The following is a 22,930-nucleotide window of genomic DNA, read 5'->3' on the forward strand; positions in this document are numbered from 1 at the left end:
CTTAGAACCGCGCCTTTACAAGATGCGTCAGCGCCGCGCCGGATTCAAAAAAGGCGCGGCGCACGCGCGTCCAGTTTTCGCGGTGTTCCGACACGGCAGGAACCGGCAGAAGCGAGGGATCACCGGCCAGAAGGCTTTCGGCCATCATGCGGCCGAACACCGTGCCCGGGCCGATGCCGCGACCGGAATACCCGTGTGCGGCCAAAGCGTTGGGGCCGATCTGCGTGATCTTTGGAATATGATCCGATGTCATTGCGATCCGCCCGTGCCACCCGTGTGCCAACGGCTGGTCGGCCAATTGCGGATAGAGCTCGGCCAGCTTGCGCCGGACCCAACCGGAATGTGCGACCCGGCCGGCATGTTCCAGATCCCCCATGCCGCCAATGATCATCCGACCCGCCTGATCCAGACGGAATGACGTCATGATCAGCCCGGTATCCCAACACCCTTCTTTCCTTGGCAGGATACTGGCGCGCAAATTGTCGGTCAGCGGGGCCGTGGCGTACTGGAAATAGTAGACCGGCACATAGGCAGGCGCGGTATCCGGCAGCGCAAGATGATAGGCATTCGTCGCCTGAATGACCGATCTTGCGCGAACCGTCCCGCCCGGTGTCACCAGAACCCAGTGCCCGCCCTCATATGTCATGGTCTGCACGGGGCTTTGCGTATGTATGCGCGCCCCGGCCTGTGACGCCGCGCGCGCCAAACCCACCGCATAGGCCAAAGGCTGAATGGTTCCTGCCCGTGGATCGAACAAGGCACCGTGAAAGGCCTGGCTGCCGGTGCGCTCACCCGCCTGGTCCGCCGACAACAGCTCAACCGGTGCTCTGGCTTCACTCAACTGCGCATGACGCGTTTGCAGGTCCTTCAAACCCGACGCGGAATGAGCGCAATGCAGGGTTCCGTTGCGCACGGGCTCACAGGCAATGCCATATTCATCGATCAAGGCGAACACATCCGACGGCGCCTTGGCCAGCAAGTCGATCAAACGGTTCCCCGGTTCAATACCGATATGCGCCCGGATGTCGTCCGGCGGCAGCCACAGCCCCGCATTGACCAGACCGACATTGCGCCCCGAACCGCCAAACCCGATCTCCTGCGCCTCGAGCAAGCAGACCGACGCGCCGGCGCGGGCTGCGGTCAAAGCCGCTGAACAGCCGGTGTAGCCAGCTCCGATGACAGCCAGATCAACCGCTGCGTCAGCGGTCAGGGGCGGTGCGGGGACTGTTTCGGTGCAGGTGGTCTGCCAAAGCGCATGTTCGGGATCGTTCACGTCGGGCCTCTGAGTCTTGTCGGCGGATCATCATACCGACACCCCCCCTTTGCAAGCGGCCTTTTGACCCGTGCTGCGACAACGAAACAGGCCCGGCAGGCCCGGGCTTTGCCCGGGCCTGCCGGGCCCAACCGGAGGAGTCATTCCGTCAGGAATGATGACGACGGGCGGGAGGGCCCGCGTGGTGGGCTCAGACGTCGAGCGATCGCGCGATCAGCTCTTTCATGACCTCGTTGGTGCCGCCATAGATCATCTGCACCCTGGCATCCGCGTAAAGACGCGCAATCGGGTATTCCATCATGAACCCGTAACCGCCGAACAGTTGCAGGCATTCATGCATGATCTCATTCTGCACCTCGGATCCCCAGTATTTTGCCATCGAAGCAGTCGCCGCGTCCAACTCGCCTGCTTCCAGTTTCCCGATACAATCATTGATGAAACTACGCAGAACCTCGGCCTTGGTCTTGCATTCCGCCAGTTTGAACCGGGTATTCTGAAAATCCATCACCCGCTGCCCGAAGGCTTTGCGTTCCTGCACGTATTTCACGGTTTCACCGATGGCGAAATCGATCGCGCCCAGCGCCATGATCGCGATATTCAGCCGTTCCCACGGCAGCTGTTTCATCAGCTGATAGAAACCCTGCCCTTCCTCGGGGCCCAACAGGTTTGTCATCGGCACTTTGACATCTTCGAAAAACAGCTCGGCAGTGTCATTGCCCTTCATGCCCAGTTTCTTGAGGTTCCGCCCCCTGCGAAAACCTTCACACCCGTCGGTTTCCACCACGATCAACGAAACGCCGCGTGCGCCGGCGGTCTTGTCGGTCTTGGCGGCCACGATGATCAGATCCGCAGTCTGTCCGTTCGTGATGAAGATTTTGGACCCGTTCAACCGGTAGGAGTTGCCGTCCTTCTCGGCCGTCGTCCGCACCGCCTGCACGTCCGAACCGGTGCTGGGTTCGGTCATTGCCAGCGCACCGACCAATTCACCCGACGCCAGTTTGGGCAACCACTTCTTCTTCTGATCTTCGCTGCCATAAGCGGTGAGATAGTGGGTCACGATCGACTGAATGCCATAGCCCCAACCCGCATCACCCCGCGCGCCCTGTTCGTAGGCCGTGATGGCGTCAAAACCCATGCCGCCGCCGACACCGCCATATTCTTCGGGGATCGCACCCGCCATCAGCCCGGTTTCGCCGGCCTTGCGCCAGAAATCGCGATCCACAACACCGTTTTCAACCCAGGTTTCGATATTGGGCGACAGTTCGTCATCCATGAACCGACCCGCCATATCCGCGAACATGCGGTGTTCATCAGTGACCCATGCCGCAGTCGAAGTGAAAAGTGACATTGTACGCCCTCCAATCGGTCTTTCGGGAAAGGCTAGCGCCGTGTTCGGTTCACGCCAATCCTTGTGACGCCGCGTCCCTTTGAGGAACAACGCAACGTCTCGGCCTGCGATGTCAGAGAATACCTTTTGACGGGCGGGGTTAAGCCAGTGCTTTGGCCAAAAGGTGCCTGGCCGCATCCTTGGCGTCTTCCGCCGGATCGCAGTTCTTGAGCAGAACGGCGGAAACGATTGCTCCTTCCTGCAACAACACGATCTGGCTCGCAAGCTTCTGCGGATCATGCGCGCCGGCCTGTTGGGCTATGGCCGTGAAGTGTTCCAGCAAAAGCTGTTTGTGTTCGGCGGCCTGTACATGGATAGGGTGATCCTTGTCCTGATACTCGGCCCCGGCCTTGATGAACATGCAGCCCCGGAACCCGTCCTCTTCGAACCACTCTTTCAGGGCATCGAAACTGACGATGATCTGATCGGCCGGAGTTTCCGCCATCTCGTCGATGCGCTGAAAGAACCAGTTGCGAAAGTTCTCATCCCGCAAGCGCAGCGCGGCGACGATCAGGTCTTCCTTGGTGCGGAAATGCTTGTACATCGACGTCTTGGACACGCCTGTTTCCACAACCAGCTTGTCCATGCCGGTTGCGTGAAACCCGTCGCGGTAAAAGACCTTCAGGGCCTTGCTGACCAACTCATCCCGTTTGTTTGGGCGCATGATTCGGCTCCATGGTGTACCGTTCTGTACATATTATCATGAAGCGTGAAGTACAATGACCCCAGGCCAAAGCATTGTTTTGAAATAGCTTTACCAGGCGCCCTGTCTCACCATGAAATTTACACTTGCAAAAGTTTACAGATCGGTACACCTTATTTGCAAGTTAACCGATCTGTACACCCGAGGATTTGACCGATGAAACGTCGCGCCAGCATTTTTCCACCTCAGTACGTCCCCTTCCTTCTGACCATGGCTCTTCTTGCCGCCTCCCTCACCTGAAAGCCTTTTGCGAAATGTCCAGACCCCCCTTGCCCCCCTTCACGTTGGAAACTGCCGCTCAAAAAGTGCGCGCGGCGGAAGATGCCTGGAACAGTCGCGATCCCGACCGCGTAACGCCCGCCTATACGGATGACAGTCAATGGCGGAATCGGGCTGAATTCCTGTCCGGCCACGCCGACATCCACGCCTTTCTGACCCGCAAATGGCGGAAGGAACTGGATTATCGTCTGATCAAGGAACTGTGGGCCTTTGCCGGAAATCGCATTGCCGTACGCTATGCCTATGAATGGCGCGACGACAGCGGTCAGTGGTTCCGATCCTATGGCAATGAAAACTGGGAATTCGCCGATGACGGGCGCATGTCACATCGCTATGCCTCGCTCAACGATCTTCCGATAGCCGAAGATGACAGGCTGTTCCATTGGCCCTTGGGCGAACGCCCTCATGACCACCCCGGGTTGTCCAAACTGGGTCTTTGAAAGGATTTTCCAATGCCCCGCGCTTTTTCCAAACTGACCTTCACACCCGCTGTGCGCGCCCATCAAGAAAGGATGGGATCGGCCAGAACCTATGCCAAGTTCATTGCAGGTGGCCCGCGGCAAGGCCATCTGATCGGAGACACCGAGAAAGAGTTCATTCAGGCGCGGGACGGGTTCTATCAATCCACCGTGTCCGAGACCGGCTGGCCCTATGTGCAATATCGGGGCGGGCCGACAGGGTTTCTGAAGGTACTTGGCCCTCAGACCATCGGATATGCGGATTTTTCGGGCAATAAACAGTATATCTCGCGCGGGAATCTGGACGGCAATGATCGTATTGCAATGATCCTGATGGATTACGCCAACCGACGCCGCCTTAAGATCCTTGGGCGCGTAGAGTTCACGGAAGGCGAAACAGCGGCCGCCACCCTTTACCCGGAAGAGGCCGAGGGACCGGCCGAACGGGCCGTGATCATCCGCGTCGAGGCATTGGACTGGAACTGCCCAAGCCACATCACGCCGCGGTTCACCGAAGCAGAGTTGCGCCCTCATCTGAACAGGCTGGGGCAGCAGTTGGCAGAGTTGCAGGCGGAAAACCAAAGGCTGAAACAGCAATTGGCAAAGTCAGGTTGACGTTTCAGCCCTCACAGAATTTACGGATTTCAAGAGAAGGGAGTGTCGCAATGGTTCGCTCGGTCTTTCACCTCTCGGCGGCTTGCCTTGCCGGTACTGCCCTGATCATTCTGATCATCATGTTCGGTTTTTTCGCTTCCCCCAGTGCGGTACGAACATCGCCGCCATCGGTATTCAGCAAGATTTTGTTCGAACATTTGCAGCAAGAATGATGACCGAGCGTCACTGCGGCAGGAACCCGGCAAGCGCGCTTGTCGTTTCAGGCCAATGCCATCAACTCGGGCCCACGGGGCGCATAGGCTGAAAGACTGAAGAACCTGGCCAAAGAGCGGCCCGGTTCCAGGTCTGCTCTCACCACCAAGAATGGTGAGAGCATGTAAAGCCAGATCAGGCCGTGCTGCGCTTTTTCCGGCGCCCCATCACAAACAGACCACTGATGCCGCCAAGAAGCAGCCAGCCAGCTGCGGGCAGCGGCACGGGGGCTACCGTGTATTCCCCATACAGCGTTGCGACGTTTTGCATGTTTTCCGTTGTGCTGAAGCCGTTCGAAATGGTGCTGCCGCCGTCCTGAGAGAACCCGAGGACCGAGAACACATAATTCTGTCCACGAAAATTAAAGCTCTGAGAGCCCAAATTGTTGGTAATGGTCACGATGTCATCACAAGGGGTCGAATCCGCCGGGCAGTTCGTTGGACGATTCAATGTCTCGTTATGCGTCAGGGCAAACGACGAAGACACCAAAGGGCCACCGCTGATCAATATGTCAACAAGAAGGTCGACGGAGCTTAGGGTTGTTCCCGTGATCGGGAAATTCAGATGCGAGAACTGACCCAGAGCAAAAGCAGTTCCAGGCATCAGACCTGAAATTGGCGTGCCAGTTGGCGTGAAATCGTAACCACTCGAGCTGCTGCCACTTCCCCAGCGAAGAGATATCGTAGAACCAGAGGTGCTTTCAGTAACGCCGGAACTTGGATTTACGTTTTGCCAAGAGGGCGAGATGCTGGAAATGGTCAGCGCCGAAGCACCGCTTGCAGTCATCACACCTGCAACAGCGATCGCAGCTATGTTTCGTATGAATGTCATGTGCCCACCTTACGTATGAATACTCGTTACAAACCACTCTGGGACAGAGTAGCACAACAGGATCATATTCCTAGCTCACGCGCCACATTGACGCCACGTTTTCACCTCAATCAAGGCGAATGACGCCCCGAAGAGCGTCAAAAAGGACACAATCATCTGGTCTGCGCCAATTGTCCAACTTTTGGAAACAGATACTTCGGATACAAGGCGCCAACTGAACGATTGAACACGCAACCGGGCGCCGCGTGATGGTTCATCAACGGTTGGATCGTACCATTGCTTCGATACCGGCAGCGCAAAAGTCCACCAGACGTTCCATGCCTGATACGTCACCGCCCTGCGACAGGGCTTTGACCCGCCATCCGCTGTTGAGATGGGCCAGCATCGCCGAGACCGAGTAAACCTGGCCACTTGCCAAAACCGCAGGATCGACATCCGGGTAAAGCGTGGCGATCTCGGTGATGAACAGCTGGGCGGTAGGGTCGAAACATTCCGCTGCGATATCGCGCCACCTGGGGTCAACCGATACGTGGGCCACCAACCGCCCATATGCCATCCATCCGGGCCCACCCGTTTCTGCCAGGTCCACATAGGGGCGAATAAAGCTATCCAGAATGCTGTGAAGCGTCAGCGGAGCGACGGCCTTGGCCCTGTTCAACGCGTCGATCCGAAGCTGCGCCAACGCGTCCGCGCGCCGCGCCACGGTTTTGTAAAACAACTCCTCCTTGCCACCACCATGATGGTGCACAAGACCAATCTGAACCCCCGCCAAGGCCGCGATATCCCGGATCGACGCACCCTCGAATCCCCGTTCGGCAAAGACGGTTTCAGCCGCATCCATGATCCGCGCCTTGGTTTCAAGCGATCGCTTGGACGGTGCTCTTTGCCTTGGTTTTTCGATGTTTTTTGGACTCATGAATTTCATCTTGCCTTATTTTGGTCGTTCGTTCAAGTTAAGCGTCACGAACTTCGGGAGGGTTCATGACACAGACGCGCAACGCATTCGCCCTGATCGGGGCGGGGCCGATGGGTTTGGCCGCAGCCAAGGTGCTCAAGGAACAGGGCATCGCCTTTCAGGGGTTCGAATTGCATTCGGATGTGGGCGGTCTGTGGGATATCGATGCCCCCAGATCAACCATGTATGAATCGGCGCATTTGATCTCTTCAAAACGCATGACCGAATTCGAGGATTTCCCGATGGATGAGGCGGTGGCCGAGTACCCCTCGCACCGGGCGATGCGCAACTATTTCCGGGCCTTTGCCGATCGTTTCGGCCTGCGTGAAACCTATAGGTTCAATGCAGAAGTCACACGGATCACTCCGCTTGGCAAATCCGGTGACGGTTGGCGTGTTGGCTGGCGGGACGCCGAAGGTGAGCATCAGGCCGAATTCGCAGGGGTTCTGATTGCAAACGGCACCTTGTCGGAACCGAATATGCCCAGCTTTCCCGGCACGTTTGACGGCGAGTTGATCCATGCCTCGCAATATCGGTACCCCAGTCAGTTCGACGGCAAGCGCGTGTTGGTCGTGGGCGCGGGCAATTCCGGCTGTGACATTGCGGTTGACGCTATCCATCACGCAGAACGCTGCGATCTGTCGATGCGGCGCGGCTATTACTTCGTGCCGAAATACGTTTTCGGCAAACCGGCCGACACGATGGGCGGCAAGATCCGCCTGCCCATGTGGTTGAAGCGCAAGGTGGACAGCCTCATCCTCAGTTGGTTTGTCGGTGATCCGCAGAAATACGGCTTTCCCAAGCCCGATTACCAGCTTTACGAAAGCCACCCGGTGGTCAATTCGCTGGTCCTGTATCACGCGGGCCATGGCGACCTGCGCATTCGCCCCGATATCGACCGCCTGGAAGGCAAAACCGTGCATTTCAAGGACGGCACGCGCGCAGAGTATGACATGATTCTCGCCGCGACCGGATACAAGCTGCACTATCCTTTCATCGACCGGGGCCTGCTGAACTGGCAGGGCGATGCCCCACATCTGTACCTGAACGCGATGCACCCCGAACGGGACGATCTTTTTGTGCTGGGCATGGTCGAGGCCACGGGTCTGGGCTGGCAAGGCAGGCACGAGCAGGCCGAAATGGTGGCGCGCTATATCAAGGGTCTTCAAAAGGGCTGCCCGGTGGCGGCCGATCTGAAATCCGAAAAGCAAAAAGACTATAAGCGCGCCACCGGAGGCATGAGCTATATCGATCTGCCGCGAATGGCTTACTACGTCGACAAGGCCACCTACAGAAAGGCTGTCACCGGGTGGATCGAACGGCTGCGGAAAGCCACGGTATGAGTGGTATCGACGAAATTACGCTGAACTTCAGCCCGGCCTCTCTGACGCTGTTGAATGCGATACTGGCGATCGTGATGTTCTCGATTGCGATCGATCTGACACCAAGGGATTTTGATCGCCTCAGACGCGCGCCCAAGCCAGTGATCGTCGGGCTGGTTTCCCAATTCCTGGTCCTGCCGGCGCTGACTTTTGCGCTTGTGTGGGTGACGGCCCCGCGACCGTCAATTGCGCTTGGGCTGATCCTTGTCGCAGCCTGTCCGGGGGGCAATATCTCGAACTTCATTACGCACCGCGCCGGTGGCAATGCGGCGCTGTCGGTGTCGATGACCGCCTTTGCCACCATTGGCGCGATTTTCATGACGCCCTTCAACATTGCGCTTTGGGGCGGGCTGTATCCGCCGACACGCGCGATCCTGCAACAGACCCAGATTGACCCGGTGCAAATCGCAATCCTTGTCGGGTTGATGCTGATCCTGCCTCTGGTCCTGGGCATCGCACTGAACCAGCGCCGCCCGGCCCTGACCGCACGATTGCGTGCGCCGCTGCAATACCTGTCGATGGGTATTTTTACGGCTTTCATCTTACTTGCCCTGGGCGCGAACTGGGGGTTCTTCCTTAGCTTTGCCGGGGCTGTTGCCGGGCTTGTGATCCTTCACAATGCCCTGGCGCTGGGGGGCGGTTGGGTTGTGGCCACTCTGACCCGGCTGTCCCCTTTCGATCGCCGCGCCATCACCATCGAAACCGGCATTCAGAATTCCGGCCTTGGGCTGGTGCTGATCTTTGCCTTTTTCCACGGGCTGGGCGGCATGGCCGTCGTGGCCGCATTCTGGGGCATCTGGCACGCGATCTCGGGGATTGCCCTGGCGTCGGTCATGGCCCGAACCGAGGCCGCGCGATGAGCCGTATCCTCATCACGGGCGCCGCCGGTATGGTCGGGCAGGCACTGTTGCCCGAACTCAAGGGGCACGATGTTTTTGCAACGGATATCAAACGCCCCATCAGCATGCCGGAAAACGTCCACTATCTGCCCTTGGATGTAACGACCGACGCGCCCGCGCGCGTGATCTGCAAAGTGAAGCCTGACGTCATTGTGCATCTGGCCTCCATCGTGACGCCACCGCCCAAAATGGAACGGGCGGCGGCATATGCGGTTGATGTCGAGGGCACCCGCAAGGTGGTGAACGCGGCCCTTGCCAACGGAGTACGAAGATTGGTGGTCACATCCTCGGGTGCGGCCTATGGCTATCACCCGGACAACCCCGTGCCCCTGCGCGAGGGTGATCCGCTGCGTGGCAACCCAGAGTTCCCGTATTCCGATCACAAGAGGCAGGTCGAAGAGATGCTGGCCGAGGTTCGCAAAACCGCTCCCGATCTGGAACAGGTCGTGCTGCGCGTGGGCACGGTTCTGGGGGCCGGGTCCGAAAACCAGATCACCGCCCTGTTTCACAAACCCCGCCTGCTGGCCGTGGTCGGCAGCGAAAGCCCGTTTGTGTTCATTTGGACGCATGATCTGGCACGCATCCTGAAGCGCGCGGCAACCGACGGGCCGGTTGGCGTTTACAACGTCGCCGGGGACGGCGCGATGGGCGTGACCGATCTGGCCCGCGCCATGGGGAAACCGGTTCTGCGCCTGCCCGCTTGGGCGCTGAAATCGGCTTTGGCCGCTGCGCGTCCGCTGGGTCTGTCCCGCTATGGGCCGGAACAGGTGCGATTTCTGCAATATCGACCGGTTCTGGACAACACCGCCCTGAAATCCGACTTCGGTTACACTCCGGAAAAAACCAGTGCGCAGGTATTCTCGCTCTGGCAAAAACAGGCGGGGCTATGAAGACGGCTGTCATATCCGGCGGGGCGGGCGGTTTGGGGCGGGCCCTCAGCCATGCTCTACAAAGTCGCGGGTGGCGAGTGGTGCTGCTGGATCTCGATGTTTCAGGTCTGGACACCGGGCCGAACCAGTTGCCTGTTGGCTGCGACCTGGCGGATCCCGACCAGCTTGCCAGAGCAACCCAAAAGGTGATCGCGACCAGCGACAGTATCGATCTGGTCATCTACAACGCCGGCGTCACGCAAATCCGGGGCTTTGAAAAATCCGACGCGGCCAGCCACCGAACTCTGTTTGACATCAACTATTTTGCGGCCGTTGAAATGGCCCGCGTGTTCTTGCACCCGGTTCGGGCGTCAAAGGGGACACATCTGGCCATCTCATCGGTGGCCGGGTTTGCACCGCTTTACCATCGGACGGCCTATGCTGCCTCGAAACACGCGCTGGAGGGGTTCTTCAAATCGCTGCGCTCGGAAGAAGCCCCTCATGGCGTTGAGGTTCTGATCGCTGCGCCGTCCTTTGTGGCCACCAACCCCGGCAACGCACAAGAGCAGGCGGATGGCACAGCGCGGCCCGGATCGGCGAAGGACGGGATGGACGAGATGAGCCCCGAGGCCGCCGCCGAAACGATCCTGCGCGGGCTGGACAAATCGCAGCCCATGATCCCGGTTGGCCGCGTGGCGCGCCTGTCCTGGTGGCTCAACCGTCTGTCACCGCGCCTCTATCAGCGCATGATGGAACGAAACGTGCGCGGCTCGGGGCATTAAAAAACTGCCCCAGGCCCTTGACCTTCCTGTCACTGGAACCCCCATCTGGTGAGTAAGGAAACTTCATGGGCGAGTCGCATGGCGCAAAAAGCACTGACAGAGCTGAAAATCACGGGCATGGGATGCGCATCCTGCGTGGGACGCGTTGAAGAGGCGCTGCGTGATGTGCCCGGGGTGGAAACGGCCTCGGTCAACTTTGCAACCAAGTCCGCACAGGTGGCTTTTGACGGGCCGGTTTCGGCGCTGACCAAGGCATTGGACGCGGCAGGGTATCCGGCCGAGACCAGCCGGGCTGATCTGATCATTGAAGGTATGAACTGCGCCTCGTGCGTGGCCAAGATCGAGCGCGCGCTGAAGGCCAGCCCCGGTGTGATCGAAGCGCAGGTCAATCTGGCGACACAAACTGCCGCGGTGACTTACGCTGTTGGGACAACGACGCCACAGGCGCTGGCACAGGTGGTCACCGACACCGGATACACGGCGCGGCTTCAAGCCGCTTCGACACCCGAAGACCGCACAGACACTGAAACAGCAGGGCTGACCCGGGCCACTTTGCTGGCGGCCGCTCTTGCCCTGCCCGTGTTCATTCTTGAGATGGGCGGGCACATGATCCCCGCCTTCCACCATTGGGTACACGCCACCATCGGCAAGCAGACCAGCCAGTTGATTCAGTTCGCCCTGACAACGGCCCTGTTGCTGGGACCCGGTCGCGTGTTCTATCGCAAGGGCATCCCGTCGTTGCTGAGGGGCACGCCGGATATGAACGCGCTGGTCGCGCTGGGAACCGGTGCGGCCTATCTGTATTCGGTCGTGGCCACATTCGCCCCCGGCGCATTACCGATGGGAACTGCCAACGTCTACTACGAGGCGGCGGCCGTGATTGTCGTTCTGATCCTTCTTGGCCGGCTGATGGAGGCGCGCGCCAAGGGCAAAACCGGGGCCGCGATCCGTAAACTGGCGGGCCTTCAGCCCAAAAGCGCGCGGATCGAAGTCGATGGCCGGATAGAAGACCGTCCTATCGCCGAGATTGCGGTGGGTGACATCCTGCACATCCGCCCGGGCGAACGTGTGCCGGTGGATGCCGAAGTGCTCGAGGGCACTTCTTACGTGGATGAAAGCATGATCACGGGCGAGCCGATACCGGTTGGCAAATCAGCCGGTGCAGCGGTTGTCGGGGGAACCGTGAATGGCACCGGCGCCTTGCGGGTTCGTGCGACGCGCGTCGGGGGTGACACCGTGCTGGCGCAGGTCATCCGCATGGTACAGCAGGCGCAGGGGGCAAAGCTGCCGATCCAGGGCCTGGTCGATCGGATTACATATCGCTTTGTCCCGGCGGTCATCCTGGTCGCCATGATCACCGTCGCAGCCTGGCTGATTTTCGGCCCAAGACCGGCCCTGCCGCTGGCGCTTGTCGCTGGTGTTTCGGTACTGATCATAGCCTGCCCTTGTGCCATGGGGCTGGCCACGCCGACCTCGATCATGGTCGGCACCGGGCGAGCGGCCGAACTGGGGGTTCTGTTCCGCAAGGGCGATGCCCTGCAACAGCTTCAGCAGGCACGCGTCATCGCGCTGGACAAGACCGGGACCCTGACACTGGGCCGTCCGGAACTGGTCAGTGTTTTGACGGCGAACGGGTTTGACAGGGATGAGGTCGTGCGGCTGGCCGCCGCCCTCGAGGCGCGGTCGGAACACCCGATCGCTTCGGCGATCACCCGGGCCGGGCCTGCGACGCTGCCACAGGCGACGGACGTCCTGTCGCTTACCGGGCTTGGCATGCAGGGGCTGGTTGAAGGCCGAAACGTGTTGATCGGGTCGCACCGGCTTATGCAACAACGCGGGATCGACCTTGGCCCCCTCGCAAGCGAGGCAGAGGCCCGCGCCGCCGAAGGGGCTACACCATTGTTCGTCGCATTGGATGGGCAGGCCGCAGCCACGTTGTCTGTGTCCGACCCGGTCAAACCCGGCACAGAAGAGGCGCTGGAGCGGCTCCACCAAATGGGTCTGACCGTGGCCATGGTCACCGGAGACAACGCGCGCACCGCGCAGGCCTTGGCTGACCGGCTGGGGATCGATCACGTCACCGCCGAAGTGCTGCCCGACGGCAAGGTGGATGCGATCACCGCCTTGCGGGACCAGTTCGGAACGCTGGCCTTCGTCGGCGACGGCATAAACGACGCCCCGGCGCTAGCAACGGCTGACATCGGCATCGCCATCGGAACGGGCACCGATGTGGCCATCGAAACGGCTGATGTCGTTCTGATGTCCGGCGATCTGCGCGGGGTTGCAAATGCAACCGAGATCAGCCGCAGAACGATGCGGAACATTCGCCAGAACCTGGGATGGGCATTCGGTTACAATGTCCTGCTGATCCCGGTCGCCGCTGGTGCGCTGTACCCGTTCGGAGGCCATCTGTTGTCTCCGGCGCTGGCCGCGGGTGCGATGGCGCTTTCGAGCGTCTTTGTCGTCTCGAACGCGCTGCGTCTGCGTCGCGTTCAAGCCAGCGTGCCGGAAACCCCGATCCCGCCTGCCAAGGAGGTGCCCGCATGAATATCGGAGATGTGTCCGCCCGCACCGGCCTGCCTGCAAAGACGATCCGGTACTATGAAGACATCGATCTGATCAAACCGCTGCGCGACGACAACGGCTATCGCCGATTTCGCGATCAGGATGTGCACAAGCTGAACTTTCTGGGCCGTTCCCGGGCTCTGGGGTTCACCATCGGGGATTGCCGGACATTGCTGGCGCTCTACGAGGATGAAACCCGCGCCAGCGCAGATGTGAAACAGGTCGCGCGGGATCATCTGGCGCAGATCGAAGCCAAGATCGCCGATCTGAATGCGATGCGCGAGACGCTGAGCCACCTGATCGACGCCTGCGCCGGGGATGACAGACCGGACTGCCCGATCCTGCAGGATCTGGGCGGGAAGGGCTGACTTGGGGTTGCCCTTTGGACGCAGCTTTGCTTTGTCTTCGCCAAACATTTCGGCCAGGCACGCACCGCTGAAGCCGACCGAACAGCGGAGAGGATCTCAAAATGGCAAAAGTCGCGTTCCTTGGCCTGGGCGTCATGGGCTATCCCATGGCTGGGCATCTTCAGGCCGCAGGTCATGACGTCACCGTCTACAACCGCACGGCTGCCAAGGCCGAAGCTTGGGTAAAGCAGCATGGCGGATCGAAGGCGGCCACCCCGAAAGACGCGGCTGAAGGCGCCGAGTTCGTGATGGCCTGCGTCGGCAATGACGATGATCTGCGCATGGTTTGCACGGGCGAGGACGGCGCATTTCGCGGCATGTCCAACGGGTCTGTTTTCGTCGACCACACCACGGTTTCTGCAAAGGTCACGCGGGAATTGTACGCTGCCGGCCAATCACAGGGTATCGCCTTCGTGGACGCGCCGATCTCGGGCGGCCAGGCAGGCGCCGAAAACGGTGTTCTGTCGATCATGTGCGGCGGAGATCAGGCGGCGTATGATGCGGCGGAACCGGTGATGCAGGTCTATGCGAAGATCTGCCGCCGCATCGGGGACAGCGGCGCGGGCCAGATGACCAAGATGTGCAATCAGATCGCCATCGCAGGGTTGGTTCAGGGCCTGAGCGAAGCGTTGCACTTCGCCGAGAAGGCCGGGCTGGACGGAAGGGCCGTGGTCGAGGTGATCAGCCAGGGCGCGGCGGGCAGCTGGCAGATGGCAAACCGGTATGAGACCATGCTGGATGATCAGTTCGAACATGGCTTTGCCGTCGACTGGATGCGCAAGGATCTGGGTATCTGTCTGGATACCGCCAATGAAACCGGTGCGTCCCTGCCTGTCACCGCTCTGGTCGATCAGTTTTACAAGGATGTTCAGAAACTGGGTGGTGGCCGCTGGGACACCTCGTCTTTGATCAAGCGCCTGCGGGCCATGGGGTAACGCGGGGGGCTGTCTGCCCCCCATCGCGCCAAGGCGCGATTCCCCCCGAGGATATTTTTGGCCAGATGAAGAGGGCTCCGGCGCGATCGGAGCGGAGACGGGAATGGACGATTTGAGTGCTTTTTGGACGGCCGCGCTGCGGCGGCTCTGGGGGTTGGACGCCCGTTTGACGCGGTTGGATGGTGAATATGATCTGAACTTTCTGGTGCACGCCACCAATGGTCAGGATTATGTGCTGAAGGTCATGCGGACCGGATGCGATGCGGATCTGGTTGATCTGCAAATCAAGGCGCTGGCGCATATCGCTTCTGAGGCACCGGGGTTGCCGTTTCCCAAGGTATTCCCTGATCTGACCGGCGAAATGCTGCCCGAGATTGCCGATTCTGAAGGACAGCGCAGGCTGGTTTGGCTGTTGGAGTGCCTGCCCGGCCAATGTTACGCGAAGGCCGCCCCAAAATCCGAAGAGCTGATCCTGAAACTGGGCCGCGTATTGGGGGCAACCAACCGGGCCCTGGAAGGGTTTGAGCATGAAGGGTTGCACCAGGCCGGTTTCAAATGGGACCTGATGCAGGCGGGCTGGATTGCTGACAAGTTAAACGCGATCCCTGACCCCGCGCGGCGGGCACTGCTGACGGAAATCTGTGAGGGGTTTGCCGAAATCTCAGGCGCCCTTGCGGACCTGCCGAAACAGGCCATACACAATGACGCCAATGACTACAACATTCTGGTCGAAGGAGAACTGAGCGAGCGGCGGCGGATTTCGGGCCTGATCGATCTGGGCGACATGTGCGCCGCGCCGCGCATCTGCGATCTGGCGATTGCCGGCGCGTATGTCGTGCTGGATCACCCCAAGCCGGAACGGGCGCTGGCTGCGTTGGTAAAGGGCTATCACGCGGCCAACCGGCTGCGGGCGGATGAGGTTGACCTGATCTGGCCGTTGCTGAGGATGCGGCTGGCCGTGTCGGTCGTCAACTCGACACTGATGGCGGCCGAGAATCCGGATGATCCCTATGTGACAATCTCTCAGGCGCCCGCTTGGCGGTTCCTTGAGAACACGTCAGTCAATGGCGGGCTGATGTCGGCGCGGTTGCGGGCGGCTTGCGGCTTGCCCGTGGTTGATGGGGCTGAACGCATCCGCACCTATCTTCAGGAACACCGGGGACATTTTGCCGACATGTTCGGCCAGGACCTGGGCGGTGTGCCCATGGGCTCGCTTTCGGTCGAAAACTGCGTCTGGCCCCAAGACCCATTCCACATGCCTTTGGCCGAGGCCGCGCGCGTTGGCGAGGAATACGGGCAGGACCTGTGGCTGGGTTACTATAACGAGCCCCGCCTGATCTATGCCGAGCCGGGGTTTCGCAAGGGCCCGTGGAAAGCCTCGGACAGGCGGACGGTTCATCTGGCCGTGGATGTGTTCGCGCCTGCCGGGACGGTTCTGCATGCACCGATGAGCGGGCGGGTCGAAGTGGTCGAAAACCGCGACCAGCACCTTGATTACGGCGGGGTGATCATCCTGCATCACGAAACGCCCGAAGGCGACCCGTTCTATACGCTCTATGGCCATCTGGATCCGGAATGCTGTGACCGGCTGAAACCCGGCGACCCGGTGGCACAGGGTGCCGCGTTTGCGCGGTTGGGCGATGCCGACCAGAATGGCGGATGGGCCCCGCATGTGCATTTCCAGCTGGCCCTGACCACCGATGGCATGGAAGCGGATTGGCCCGGTGTCGGAGACCCGGACGAACTGGAGCTGTGGCACGCGGTCTGCCCGAACCCGGCGGCGTTGCTGAACCTACCGGATGACAAGGTGTTCTATCACCCCACTGACAAAGCGGACATCCTGCACAAACGGCGGGCGCTTTTCGGGGGCAACCTGTCCCTGACCTATGACGACCCGGTCATGCTGGTGCGCGGCTGGAAGCATCACCTGTTCGACGAACGGGGACGCCCCTATCTGGATGCCTACAACAACGTGCCGCATGTGGGGCACGCGCATCCACGCATTCAGGCCGTGGCGGCGGATCAGCTGAAGCGGATGAATTCGAACACCCGCTATCTGCATCCGGCACAGGTGGAATTTGCCGACAAGATCCTGTCGAAGATGCCGGATCACCTACAGGTCTGCTTTTTCGTCAACTCGGGCACCGAGGCAAACGAACTGGCCCTGCGGCTGGCCCGCGCCCATACCGGCGCAAAGGGGATCGTGACGCCGGATCACGGCTATCACGGGAACACGAACGCTGCGGTGGCGATCTCGGCCTACAAATTCAACAAACCGGGCGGCATCGGGAAAGCCGACTGGGTTGAACTGGTCGAGGTTGCCGATGACTATCGCGGGTCATTCAGGCGTGACGATGCGGACCGGGCACAGAAATTTGCTGATCTTGTCGATCCGGCGATTGCCGCCCTTCGGGATCGAGGGCAGGGCGTGGCCGGGTTCATCGCGGAAACCTTCCCGTCGGTCGGCGGCCAGATCATTCCACCCAAAGGCTATCTGCCTGCGGTTTACGAAAAAATCCGGGCTGCCGGGGGCGTTTGCATCGCCGATGAGGTGCAGACAGGTCTGGGACGTCTGGGTGAATACTATTTTGGCTTCGAACACCAGGGCGCGGTTCCGGATATCGTGGTGATGGGCAAGCCAATCGGCAACGGGCACCCGCTGGGCGTGCTGGTGACAACCCGCGAGATCGCGGACAGCTTCAACAACGGGATCGAGTTCTTTTCGACCTTTGGCGGCTCGACCCTGTCCTGCCGGATCGGCAAAGAGGTGCTGGATATCGTCGATGACGAAGGCTTGCAGGACAATGCCCGCCTGATGGGGGATCGGCTGATGGCGGGGCTGCGCCAGATCGAAACCGACTTTGGTTGCGTTGGCGACGTGCGGGGTATGGGGCTGTTTCTCGGCGTGGAACTGATCAACCCCGACGGAAGCGAAGGCACCGAGATTTGCAGCTATGTCAAAAACCGGATGCGCGATCATCGCATCCTGATCGGCAGCGAGGGACCCAAGGACAACATCCTGAAGATCCGCCCGCCCCTGACCATCGAAGCCGAGGATGTTGACATGATCCTGTGGGCGCTGCGGGATGTGTTGTCCGAGGTGGGCGACTTTACCCCTGCCCTTGTGTGCGATCATGACCATCACCATGCCGGATGCGGGTGCTGCTGAACGAAAAAACCCCGGCGCATCGCCGGGGTTCAACCGTTTCACACACAGGGTCAGTGGAGCACGGCAGAGGGGGTCTGGTGGCCGGTGGTCGGCATTTTGAAACCTGCGGTCATACGTCTGAGAGTCAGCCCCAGTTCTTCCGACAGGGATGCCAGCGCGGGGGCAAAATCCGGACGTACGATCAAAGACGCCAGCATCATCGCATCTTCACGCGCCCCTTCGGACGCTGCCGCGATCATCTGTGCAAAGCAATTCTCATCCGCGCCAAGGCACGCACATCCAAGACCATGCCGGATCAGGGGGCGGCGGCCATGGGTGGCGCATAGCGAGCACAAGCGATCCAAAGTCAGCATTGCCGCACGCCCGCAATCCGCGCCCAGCGCGACTTGGAAATCGCTGGCAGCGTCGGCACGACCGCCCTCGCCTTCGCTCCACATCCGCAGATACATCACGGCACCCGCTTCGATGGGATCGAGATCGGCAAGGCGGCCAACCGCTGCGCCGCCGCGCTTGAAAGGCGCGCTCATTTCGTCAGGATCAGTTTGCCTGCACGGGTGATGCGCAGGGTGTAGAGTTGATCGCCAAGCTCTATATGGGCCAGGTTGCCGCCCTTGGTCAGATCCTCGGCCTTGTGCGCGGGAAGCATCGAGACAGCGTAACCTTGGGTTGGGGTCGGGTTCTGTACGTTCATCGGGACATCTCCAGAGCGTTTCGGCATGGTGCCATATCTATCGCGTTTCAATTGATTTGGCTGACCCCGAAAGGGCTGGCTTTCTGTTCCTGTCGCTTAATCTGATTATTTTAGTAAGGATTGTCAAGCATTGTTTTGAAACAGGCGATTGCCCCCCGGTACAGGGCGGGTTAGGTCTTGGGTCGGGCGATGAAGGGCAAGCAAACATGACCGCAGCAGTTGTATTCGATCTTGACGGAACGCTGGTGGACAGCCTGGGCGATCTGGCGGCGGCGGCCAACCGCACGCTGAACGACGTTGGGCATGATCCATTGGCGACGGATATCATCAAAGGATTCGTTGGCAACGGTTTACCCAAGCTGGTCGAACGCATGATCCGGCATTGCGGGCTGCCGCTGGATCGCCACGCGGAACTGACCCAACTGACCTTCAAACACTACAATTCCGCGGCCAGCGAAACGACTGTTCCCTACCCCGGCATCCCAGAGGCACTGGCCAAATTGCAGCAAATGGGATGCGTTCTGGGCGTCTGCACCAACAAACCCGAAACACCGGCGCGGCATGTGCTGGAGGCACTGAACCTGTCCCGGTATTTCGACGCGGTTCTGGGTGGCGACAGCCTTTCGACGCGAAAACCGGACCCCAACCATCTGTTCGCAAGCTTCGATGCGCTTCAGACGTCCGGCACGCGTCTGTTCGTCGGCGACAGCGAAGTTGACGCGGAAACGGCTGCGCGTGCGAAGATCCCGTTTTTGCTGTTTACAGAAGGATACCGGAAAACACCGGTCGCCGAAATTCCACACACCGTGGCCTATGGCGCATCACAAGATTTGCCCGCCCTCGTCGCCGAATTGATCAAAAGCTGACGCCGGGCGCAAAGATCATCGCGCCCTTCGACGCCCGTAACGATCCGCATGGCCACTGACCCCGACTGCCATGCCCCCCAAAAGTTAAGAGGGGCCGGCCGAGGGGGTGTGGCCAGCCCCTCATCGGGGAAAGTTAATACCGTGTGTGTTTGTGTGGTAAGTACGGTAAGTTATGTTTACCCCTGTTTGTCGCGGCGCGAAATTGGGGGTTTCCCGTAGTTCCCCAAAAAATGCGAAAAATAAGGGATAAATGGCGTTTTTCCGGACCCGGTCATCTGCAAATTTTCGCATGCAAGACAGGCTTCCGGCCCGCAGCTTCGCAGGGGTGATCTGCAAGCCGATTGCAAGCCAAGGGTAACCCTAGGAAAACCTGTCAGAAATCACGCGGCCCTGAAATTGCCTGAACACAAAGGCGCTCTGTCAATTGACCGCATGAACCCGCCGGTTCAGATCCCGGACAGCCCGGCAAATGCGTGTGTGTGATACTCAAAACCGAACGATCTGTGCCATACGCGGCTGAATTCCACGTCTCAACGCGATATTCTCTGCCGATTTCTACGACCCCGACTGCGCCGTCCGAATCTTCCCTACACCTGACACGCGACGTTCAATCGGTTCTGTCAGCCTTCTGCGCGGCAGATGCTTGCGGGGTTGCGCTCAGGATATCAGGCTGTCGGGCACCAACACCCTTTTCATCAGAACCCGACGAATCTGTCGGCCGTTTTCACAGCAACCTGCCGCGCAGGAAAACCGGCTATTGGTAGTTCTTCGCCTTGGACATTTTGCCGATACCGGGATTGAACGAGTTGGTCGGGTCACAGCATTTGTAGTGTGCCGCCAGGTCGGGCTTGGCCTTGTAAAGGTGCCCCACGTTGTGTTCAGCAGGGTATTCCGCGCCGCGTTCGTCAAACAGTTTCAACATTGCGGCCTTCAGAGCTTTTGGGTCAGCCCCTTTTTTGACTATGTAGTCTTGATGCATCACGTGGCACATAAAGTGCCCGTAATAGAGTTTGTGAACCAACTGGTCTTCGATCTCAGGCGGTAGCTTCTCCAGCCAGTCCTGGTCGTTGCGACGCAGTGCGACGTCCAGTGCGATGATATCTTCGACGTCGTCCGAATGGATCGCCATGTAACGCACCGCCGCGCCTGCCGCCGCAAAACGATGAAGGCCTGCGATCCTGGCCTCGCGCGCATCACATTCGAAAAATCCGCCATCCCGGCCATTCAGAAATCGCGGCAACCACTCAGCGGCCTCGGACACACCTTCATCCTTCATTTTCAGGATCAGGTGATGTTCGTACTTGTCGCGAAAATCCGTCATCCGTTCGGGCAGGACACGGGGCCACAAAGCTATTGCTGCCTGCATGAAACGATCGGTGAAATTTCGCAAAAACGGAACGCGCCGCAGGCGGGCATCCACGGCGCCTTTCATCGCAAAGAACATCGGCAGACGGTCCGTGCCAAGCTTGTCGATCATCACGACCGTGTCCTTGCCATAGCGTGCTGCAATATCGAACGCTTCGCGATGCATGTATTCGGCCGAAACCGGCAGCGATTTGAACTCTGACAATATGTGGCGCCGCAGGTCCGCCAGATCGTCGGGATTGTTGGTGCCCACATAGAACACCTTCTCGACCTCGTTCTTGGGAAAGGTGTCAAGGCGCACGGCAAAAACGGCCAGCTTCCCGGCCGAGCCTGAAGATTCGAAAAGCTTGGCCTTGTCCGCATTGAACCGCGCAGGCGTTTCCGCATTCACATCCCGCACGATCTGTGCGTAGTCGCTGGCCGACGCGCGTTTGTTGGTTGCCCCGGGATTGCGTTCAAATTTCCCTGCATCGAGGTTTGCAAGGATCTCTTCCGGCGTGCTGCCCAGATCGATGCCCAGATGGTTGACCAGTTCCAATTCACCCTGTTCGGTGATTTGCGCATAGACGGAAAGTTCTGTGTAAACCGGACCGCGCTCTACCAGAGAACCGCCGGAATTGTTGCATACCCCACCCACGATCGACGCGCCGATGCAGGACGAACCGATCACCGAATGCGGCTCGCGTCCGAACGGGGCCAACAGTTTTTCCAACGCAAAAAGCGTGGCGCCCGGAAAGCTGACGATCTGCTCTGCGTCGTTCAAGGGCACCAGAGTATCCATCCGGCGCGTGTTGATCAGAACTACGTCACGGTCATAGGTGCCGGACGGCGTAGACCCTTCGGTCAGGCCCGTATTGGCCGCCTGCATGATGACGATCTTGTCGGCTGCAACGCAGGCTTGCAGGATCTTCCATTGCTCCAGCAGGGTCCCCGGCTGAACGACGCAGAGCGCCTCACCCTCGCCCGAGCGGAAACCGCGCCGAAAGCGCTCTGTCGCGCGCTCTCCAATCAGCACGTGACGCGTACCGACGATAGAGCGGAAATGTTTGATCAACGCGTCATTGGTCATATCGGCCCCCGTTTCGGGTTAGGGATTGCGGAAACGAATATTTTCGCGGCTGAGCTGGCCAACACTGGTGACACCCATCAGCTTCATGTCGCGCTCGATCTCGGCACGTATCAGCCCAAGGGCCCGTTCGACCCCAGCCTGCCCCGCGGCAGCCAGAGGATACAGGTAGTGCCGCCCGATACCCACGGCTTTGGCCCCGATCGACAGCGCCTTAAGCACATGGGTGCCACGCTGAATGCCGCTGTCCATCATCACGTCCAGCTTGTCGCCGACGGCATCGACAATCTCGGCCAGTTGATCGAACGGCGTGCGCGATCCGTCCAGTTGGCGGCCACCGTGGTTCGACAGGATGATGCCGGTGCAACCGATCCCGGCCGCTCGTTTGGCATCCTCGACGGTCATGATCCCCTTCAGGCAGAATTGACCATCCCAGTCGCGCACCATCTGCGCCACGTCATCCCAGTTCATCGACGGATCGAGCATATCGGTGAAATACCCGCCGATCGAGCTGGCCCCACCGCCCATATCCACATGTTCTTCAAGCTGAGGCAGCCGGAACTTTTCATGGGTGACATAGTTGATGCCCCACATCGGCTTGATCGCAAACTGTATCATGCCGCCCAGCGTCAAGCGGAACGGGATCGAGAACCCCGTGCGCAGATCACGCTCGCGGTTGCCGCCGGTGATGCTGTCGACGGTCAGCATCATGACCTCGACACCGGCCTCTTTGGCACGCTGCATCATGGCGGCGTTCAACCCGCGATCCTTGTGAAAGTAGAATTGATAGACCTGCGGGTTCTTGTGTTTTTGGCGCAGCTCCTCCAGCGAGACGGTTCCCAGAGAGGAAACTCCGAACATGGTGCCGTATTTCTCGGCCGCCGCCGCGACGGCGCGCTCACCCTGATGGTGGAACAGGCGTTGCAACGCGGTGGGTGAGCAATAGACCGGCATGTCCAGTTTCTGCCCCATCACAGTGACGGACATGTCCACGTCCGAAACCCCACGCAGGACCGAAGGCAACAGATCGCAGCGTTCGAACGCCTTGGTGTTTTCCTGGTACGTCACCTCATCATCCGCGCCACCGTCGATGTAATTGAAGATCGGCCCCGGCAGTCGTTGCTTGGCCAGCCGCCGGAAGTCGTGGAAGTTATGACATTGGCTCAGGCGCATCCGATAAG

General features: G+C 59.8%; 20 protein-coding genes and 1 pseudogene. 12 read left to right on the forward strand and 9 right to left on the reverse strand.

What is annotated here, in order from left to right; all coding sequences use genetic code 11:
• Nucleotide 1: 1 nt before the first annotated feature.
• The 3 genes from GOW60_RS08285 to GOW60_RS08295 form a co-directional block, all read right to left on the reverse strand.
• Nucleotides 2–1,273, reverse strand: a complete 1,272-nt coding sequence (locus tag GOW60_RS08285; RefSeq protein WP_171228938.1) for an FAD-binding oxidoreductase — start codon at nt 1,271–1,273, stop codon at nt 2–4.
• Between the two features lie 190 nt (nt 1,274–1,463).
• Nucleotides 1,464–2,621: an acyl-CoA dehydrogenase family protein gene (locus GOW60_RS08290; RefSeq protein ID WP_171228939.1), complete on the reverse strand. Its 1,158-nt coding sequence runs from the start codon at nt 2,619–2,621 to the stop codon at nt 1,464–1,466.
• 139 nt (nt 2,622–2,760) lie between these two features.
• The gene (locus GOW60_RS08295; RefSeq protein ID WP_171228940.1) at nt 2,761–3,324 is read right to left on the reverse strand and encodes a TetR/AcrR family transcriptional regulator; all 564 of its coding nucleotides are present in this window, start codon (nt 3,322–3,324) and stop codon (nt 2,761–2,763) included.
• A 293-nt stretch (nt 3,325–3,617) separates the two neighbouring features.
• On the opposite strand from GOW60_RS08295, the gene GOW60_RS08300 reads away from it, so the two are divergent.
• Genes GOW60_RS08300 through GOW60_RS08310 form a run of 3 tightly spaced genes read left to right on the forward strand, consistent with a single transcriptional unit; the run spans nt 3,618 to nt 4,927 of the window.
• On the forward strand, nt 3,618–4,082 hold the full coding sequence (locus tag GOW60_RS08300) for a nuclear transport factor 2 family protein (protein ID WP_171228941.1): 465 nt from the start codon (nt 3,618–3,620) through the stop codon (nt 4,080–4,082).
• A gap of 12 nt (nt 4,083–4,094) precedes the next feature.
• A complete protein-coding gene (locus GOW60_RS08305) occupies nt 4,095–4,715 on the forward strand; it encodes a pyridoxamine 5'-phosphate oxidase family protein (RefSeq protein ID WP_171228942.1) in 621 nt (206 codons plus the stop codon).
• Between the two features lie 50 nt (nt 4,716–4,765).
• Nucleotides 4,766–4,927: a hypothetical protein gene (locus GOW60_RS08310; RefSeq protein WP_171228943.1), complete on the forward strand. Its 162-nt coding sequence runs from the start codon at nt 4,766–4,768 to the stop codon at nt 4,925–4,927.
• 175 nt (nt 4,928–5,102) lie between these two features.
• Here GOW60_RS08310 and GOW60_RS08315 read toward each other — a convergent pair whose 3' ends face one another.
• Entirely contained in the window at nt 5,103–5,798 is a 696-nt protein-coding gene (locus GOW60_RS08315) for a THxN family PEP-CTERM protein (RefSeq protein WP_171168837.1), read from the reverse strand.
• 256 nt (nt 5,799–6,054) lie between these two features.
• Nucleotides 6,055–6,714, reverse strand: a complete 660-nt coding sequence (locus GOW60_RS08320) for a TetR/AcrR family transcriptional regulator (RefSeq protein WP_171228944.1) — start codon at nt 6,712–6,714, stop codon at nt 6,055–6,057.
• Nucleotides 6,715–6,779: 65 nt separating this feature from the next.
• On the opposite strand from GOW60_RS08320, the gene GOW60_RS08325 reads away from it, so the two are divergent.
• The 8 genes and pseudogenes from GOW60_RS08325 (at nt 6,780) to GOW60_RS08360 (ending at nt 17,761) form a co-directional block, all read left to right on the forward strand.
• Nucleotides 6,780–8,096, forward strand: a complete 1,317-nt coding sequence (locus GOW60_RS08325; RefSeq protein ID WP_171228945.1) for an NAD(P)/FAD-dependent oxidoreductase — start codon at nt 6,780–6,782, stop codon at nt 8,094–8,096.
• Nucleotides 8,093–8,995, forward strand: a complete 903-nt coding sequence (locus GOW60_RS08330) for a bile acid:sodium symporter family protein (protein WP_171228946.1) — start codon at nt 8,093–8,095, stop codon at nt 8,993–8,995. Before GOW60_RS08325 ends, GOW60_RS08330 begins: the two co-directional genes overlap by 4 nt.
• The gene (locus tag GOW60_RS08335; protein ID WP_171228947.1) at nt 8,992–9,924 is read left to right on the forward strand and encodes an SDR family oxidoreductase; all 933 of its coding nucleotides are present in this window, start codon (nt 8,992–8,994) and stop codon (nt 9,922–9,924) included. The genes GOW60_RS08330 and GOW60_RS08335 overlap by 4 nt, the downstream gene beginning before the upstream one ends.
• A complete protein-coding gene (locus tag GOW60_RS08340; RefSeq protein WP_171228948.1) occupies nt 9,921–10,685 on the forward strand; it encodes an SDR family oxidoreductase in 765 nt (254 codons plus the stop codon). The genes GOW60_RS08335 and GOW60_RS08340 overlap by 4 nt, the downstream gene beginning before the upstream one ends.
• 78 nt (nt 10,686–10,763) lie before the next feature.
• Nucleotides 10,764–13,232: a heavy metal translocating P-type ATPase gene (locus tag GOW60_RS08345; RefSeq protein ID WP_171228949.1), complete on the forward strand. Its 2,469-nt coding sequence runs from the start codon at nt 10,764–10,766 to the stop codon at nt 13,230–13,232.
• Entirely contained in the window at nt 13,229–13,618 is a 390-nt protein-coding gene (gene cueR / locus GOW60_RS08350) for a Cu(I)-responsive transcriptional regulator (protein ID WP_171228950.1), read from the forward strand. The genes GOW60_RS08345 and cueR overlap by 4 nt, the downstream gene beginning before the upstream one ends.
• A 95-nt stretch (nt 13,619–13,713) precedes the next feature.
• Nucleotides 13,714–14,592, forward strand: a pseudogene (locus GOW60_RS08355) (NAD(P)-dependent oxidoreductase); the annotation flags it as partial.
• A gap of 103 nt (nt 14,593–14,695) precedes the next feature.
• The gene (locus GOW60_RS08360) at nt 14,696–17,761 is read left to right on the forward strand and encodes an aminotransferase class III-fold pyridoxal phosphate-dependent enzyme (RefSeq protein WP_171228952.1); all 3,066 of its coding nucleotides are present in this window, start codon (nt 14,696–14,698) and stop codon (nt 17,759–17,761) included.
• Between the two features lie 50 nt (nt 17,762–17,811).
• Here GOW60_RS08360 and GOW60_RS08365 read toward each other — a convergent pair whose 3' ends face one another.
• Both GOW60_RS08365 and hemP read right to left on the reverse strand, forming a co-directional pair.
• On the reverse strand, nt 17,812–18,288 hold the full coding sequence (locus tag GOW60_RS08365; RefSeq protein WP_171228953.1) for a hypothetical protein: 477 nt from the start codon (nt 18,286–18,288) through the stop codon (nt 17,812–17,814).
• Complete coding sequence (gene hemP, locus GOW60_RS08370; RefSeq protein ID WP_083445319.1) at nt 18,285–18,452, reverse strand: hemin uptake protein HemP; 168 nt, start codon at nt 18,450–18,452, stop codon at nt 18,285–18,287. The genes GOW60_RS08365 and hemP overlap by 4 nt, the downstream gene beginning before the upstream one ends.
• Nucleotides 18,453–18,658: 206 nt before the next feature.
• Between hemP and gph the strand changes: the two genes are divergently transcribed.
• A complete protein-coding gene (gph, locus tag GOW60_RS08375; RefSeq protein ID WP_171228954.1) occupies nt 18,659–19,318 on the forward strand; it encodes a phosphoglycolate phosphatase in 660 nt (219 codons plus the stop codon).
• Between the two features lie 754 nt (nt 19,319–20,072).
• On the opposite strand, the gene dld is transcribed toward gph, so the two are convergent.
• Both dld and GOW60_RS08385 read right to left on the reverse strand, forming a co-directional pair.
• Nucleotides 20,073–21,752: a D-lactate dehydrogenase gene (dld, locus tag GOW60_RS08380; RefSeq protein ID WP_171228955.1), complete on the reverse strand. Its 1,680-nt coding sequence runs from the start codon at nt 21,750–21,752 to the stop codon at nt 20,073–20,075.
• Nucleotides 21,753–21,770: 18 nt separating this feature from the next.
• Nucleotides 21,771–22,922 (reverse strand): alpha-hydroxy acid oxidase, encoded by a 1,152-nt coding sequence (locus GOW60_RS08385; protein WP_171228956.1) that lies wholly within the window; start codon nt 22,920–22,922, stop codon nt 21,771–21,773.
• Between the last annotated feature and the right edge of the window lie 8 nt (nt 22,923–22,930).

This window comes from Ruegeria sp. HKCCA4008, from assembly GCF_013033125.1.
GTDB lineage: Bacteria > Pseudomonadota > Alphaproteobacteria > Rhodobacterales > Rhodobacteraceae > Ruegeria.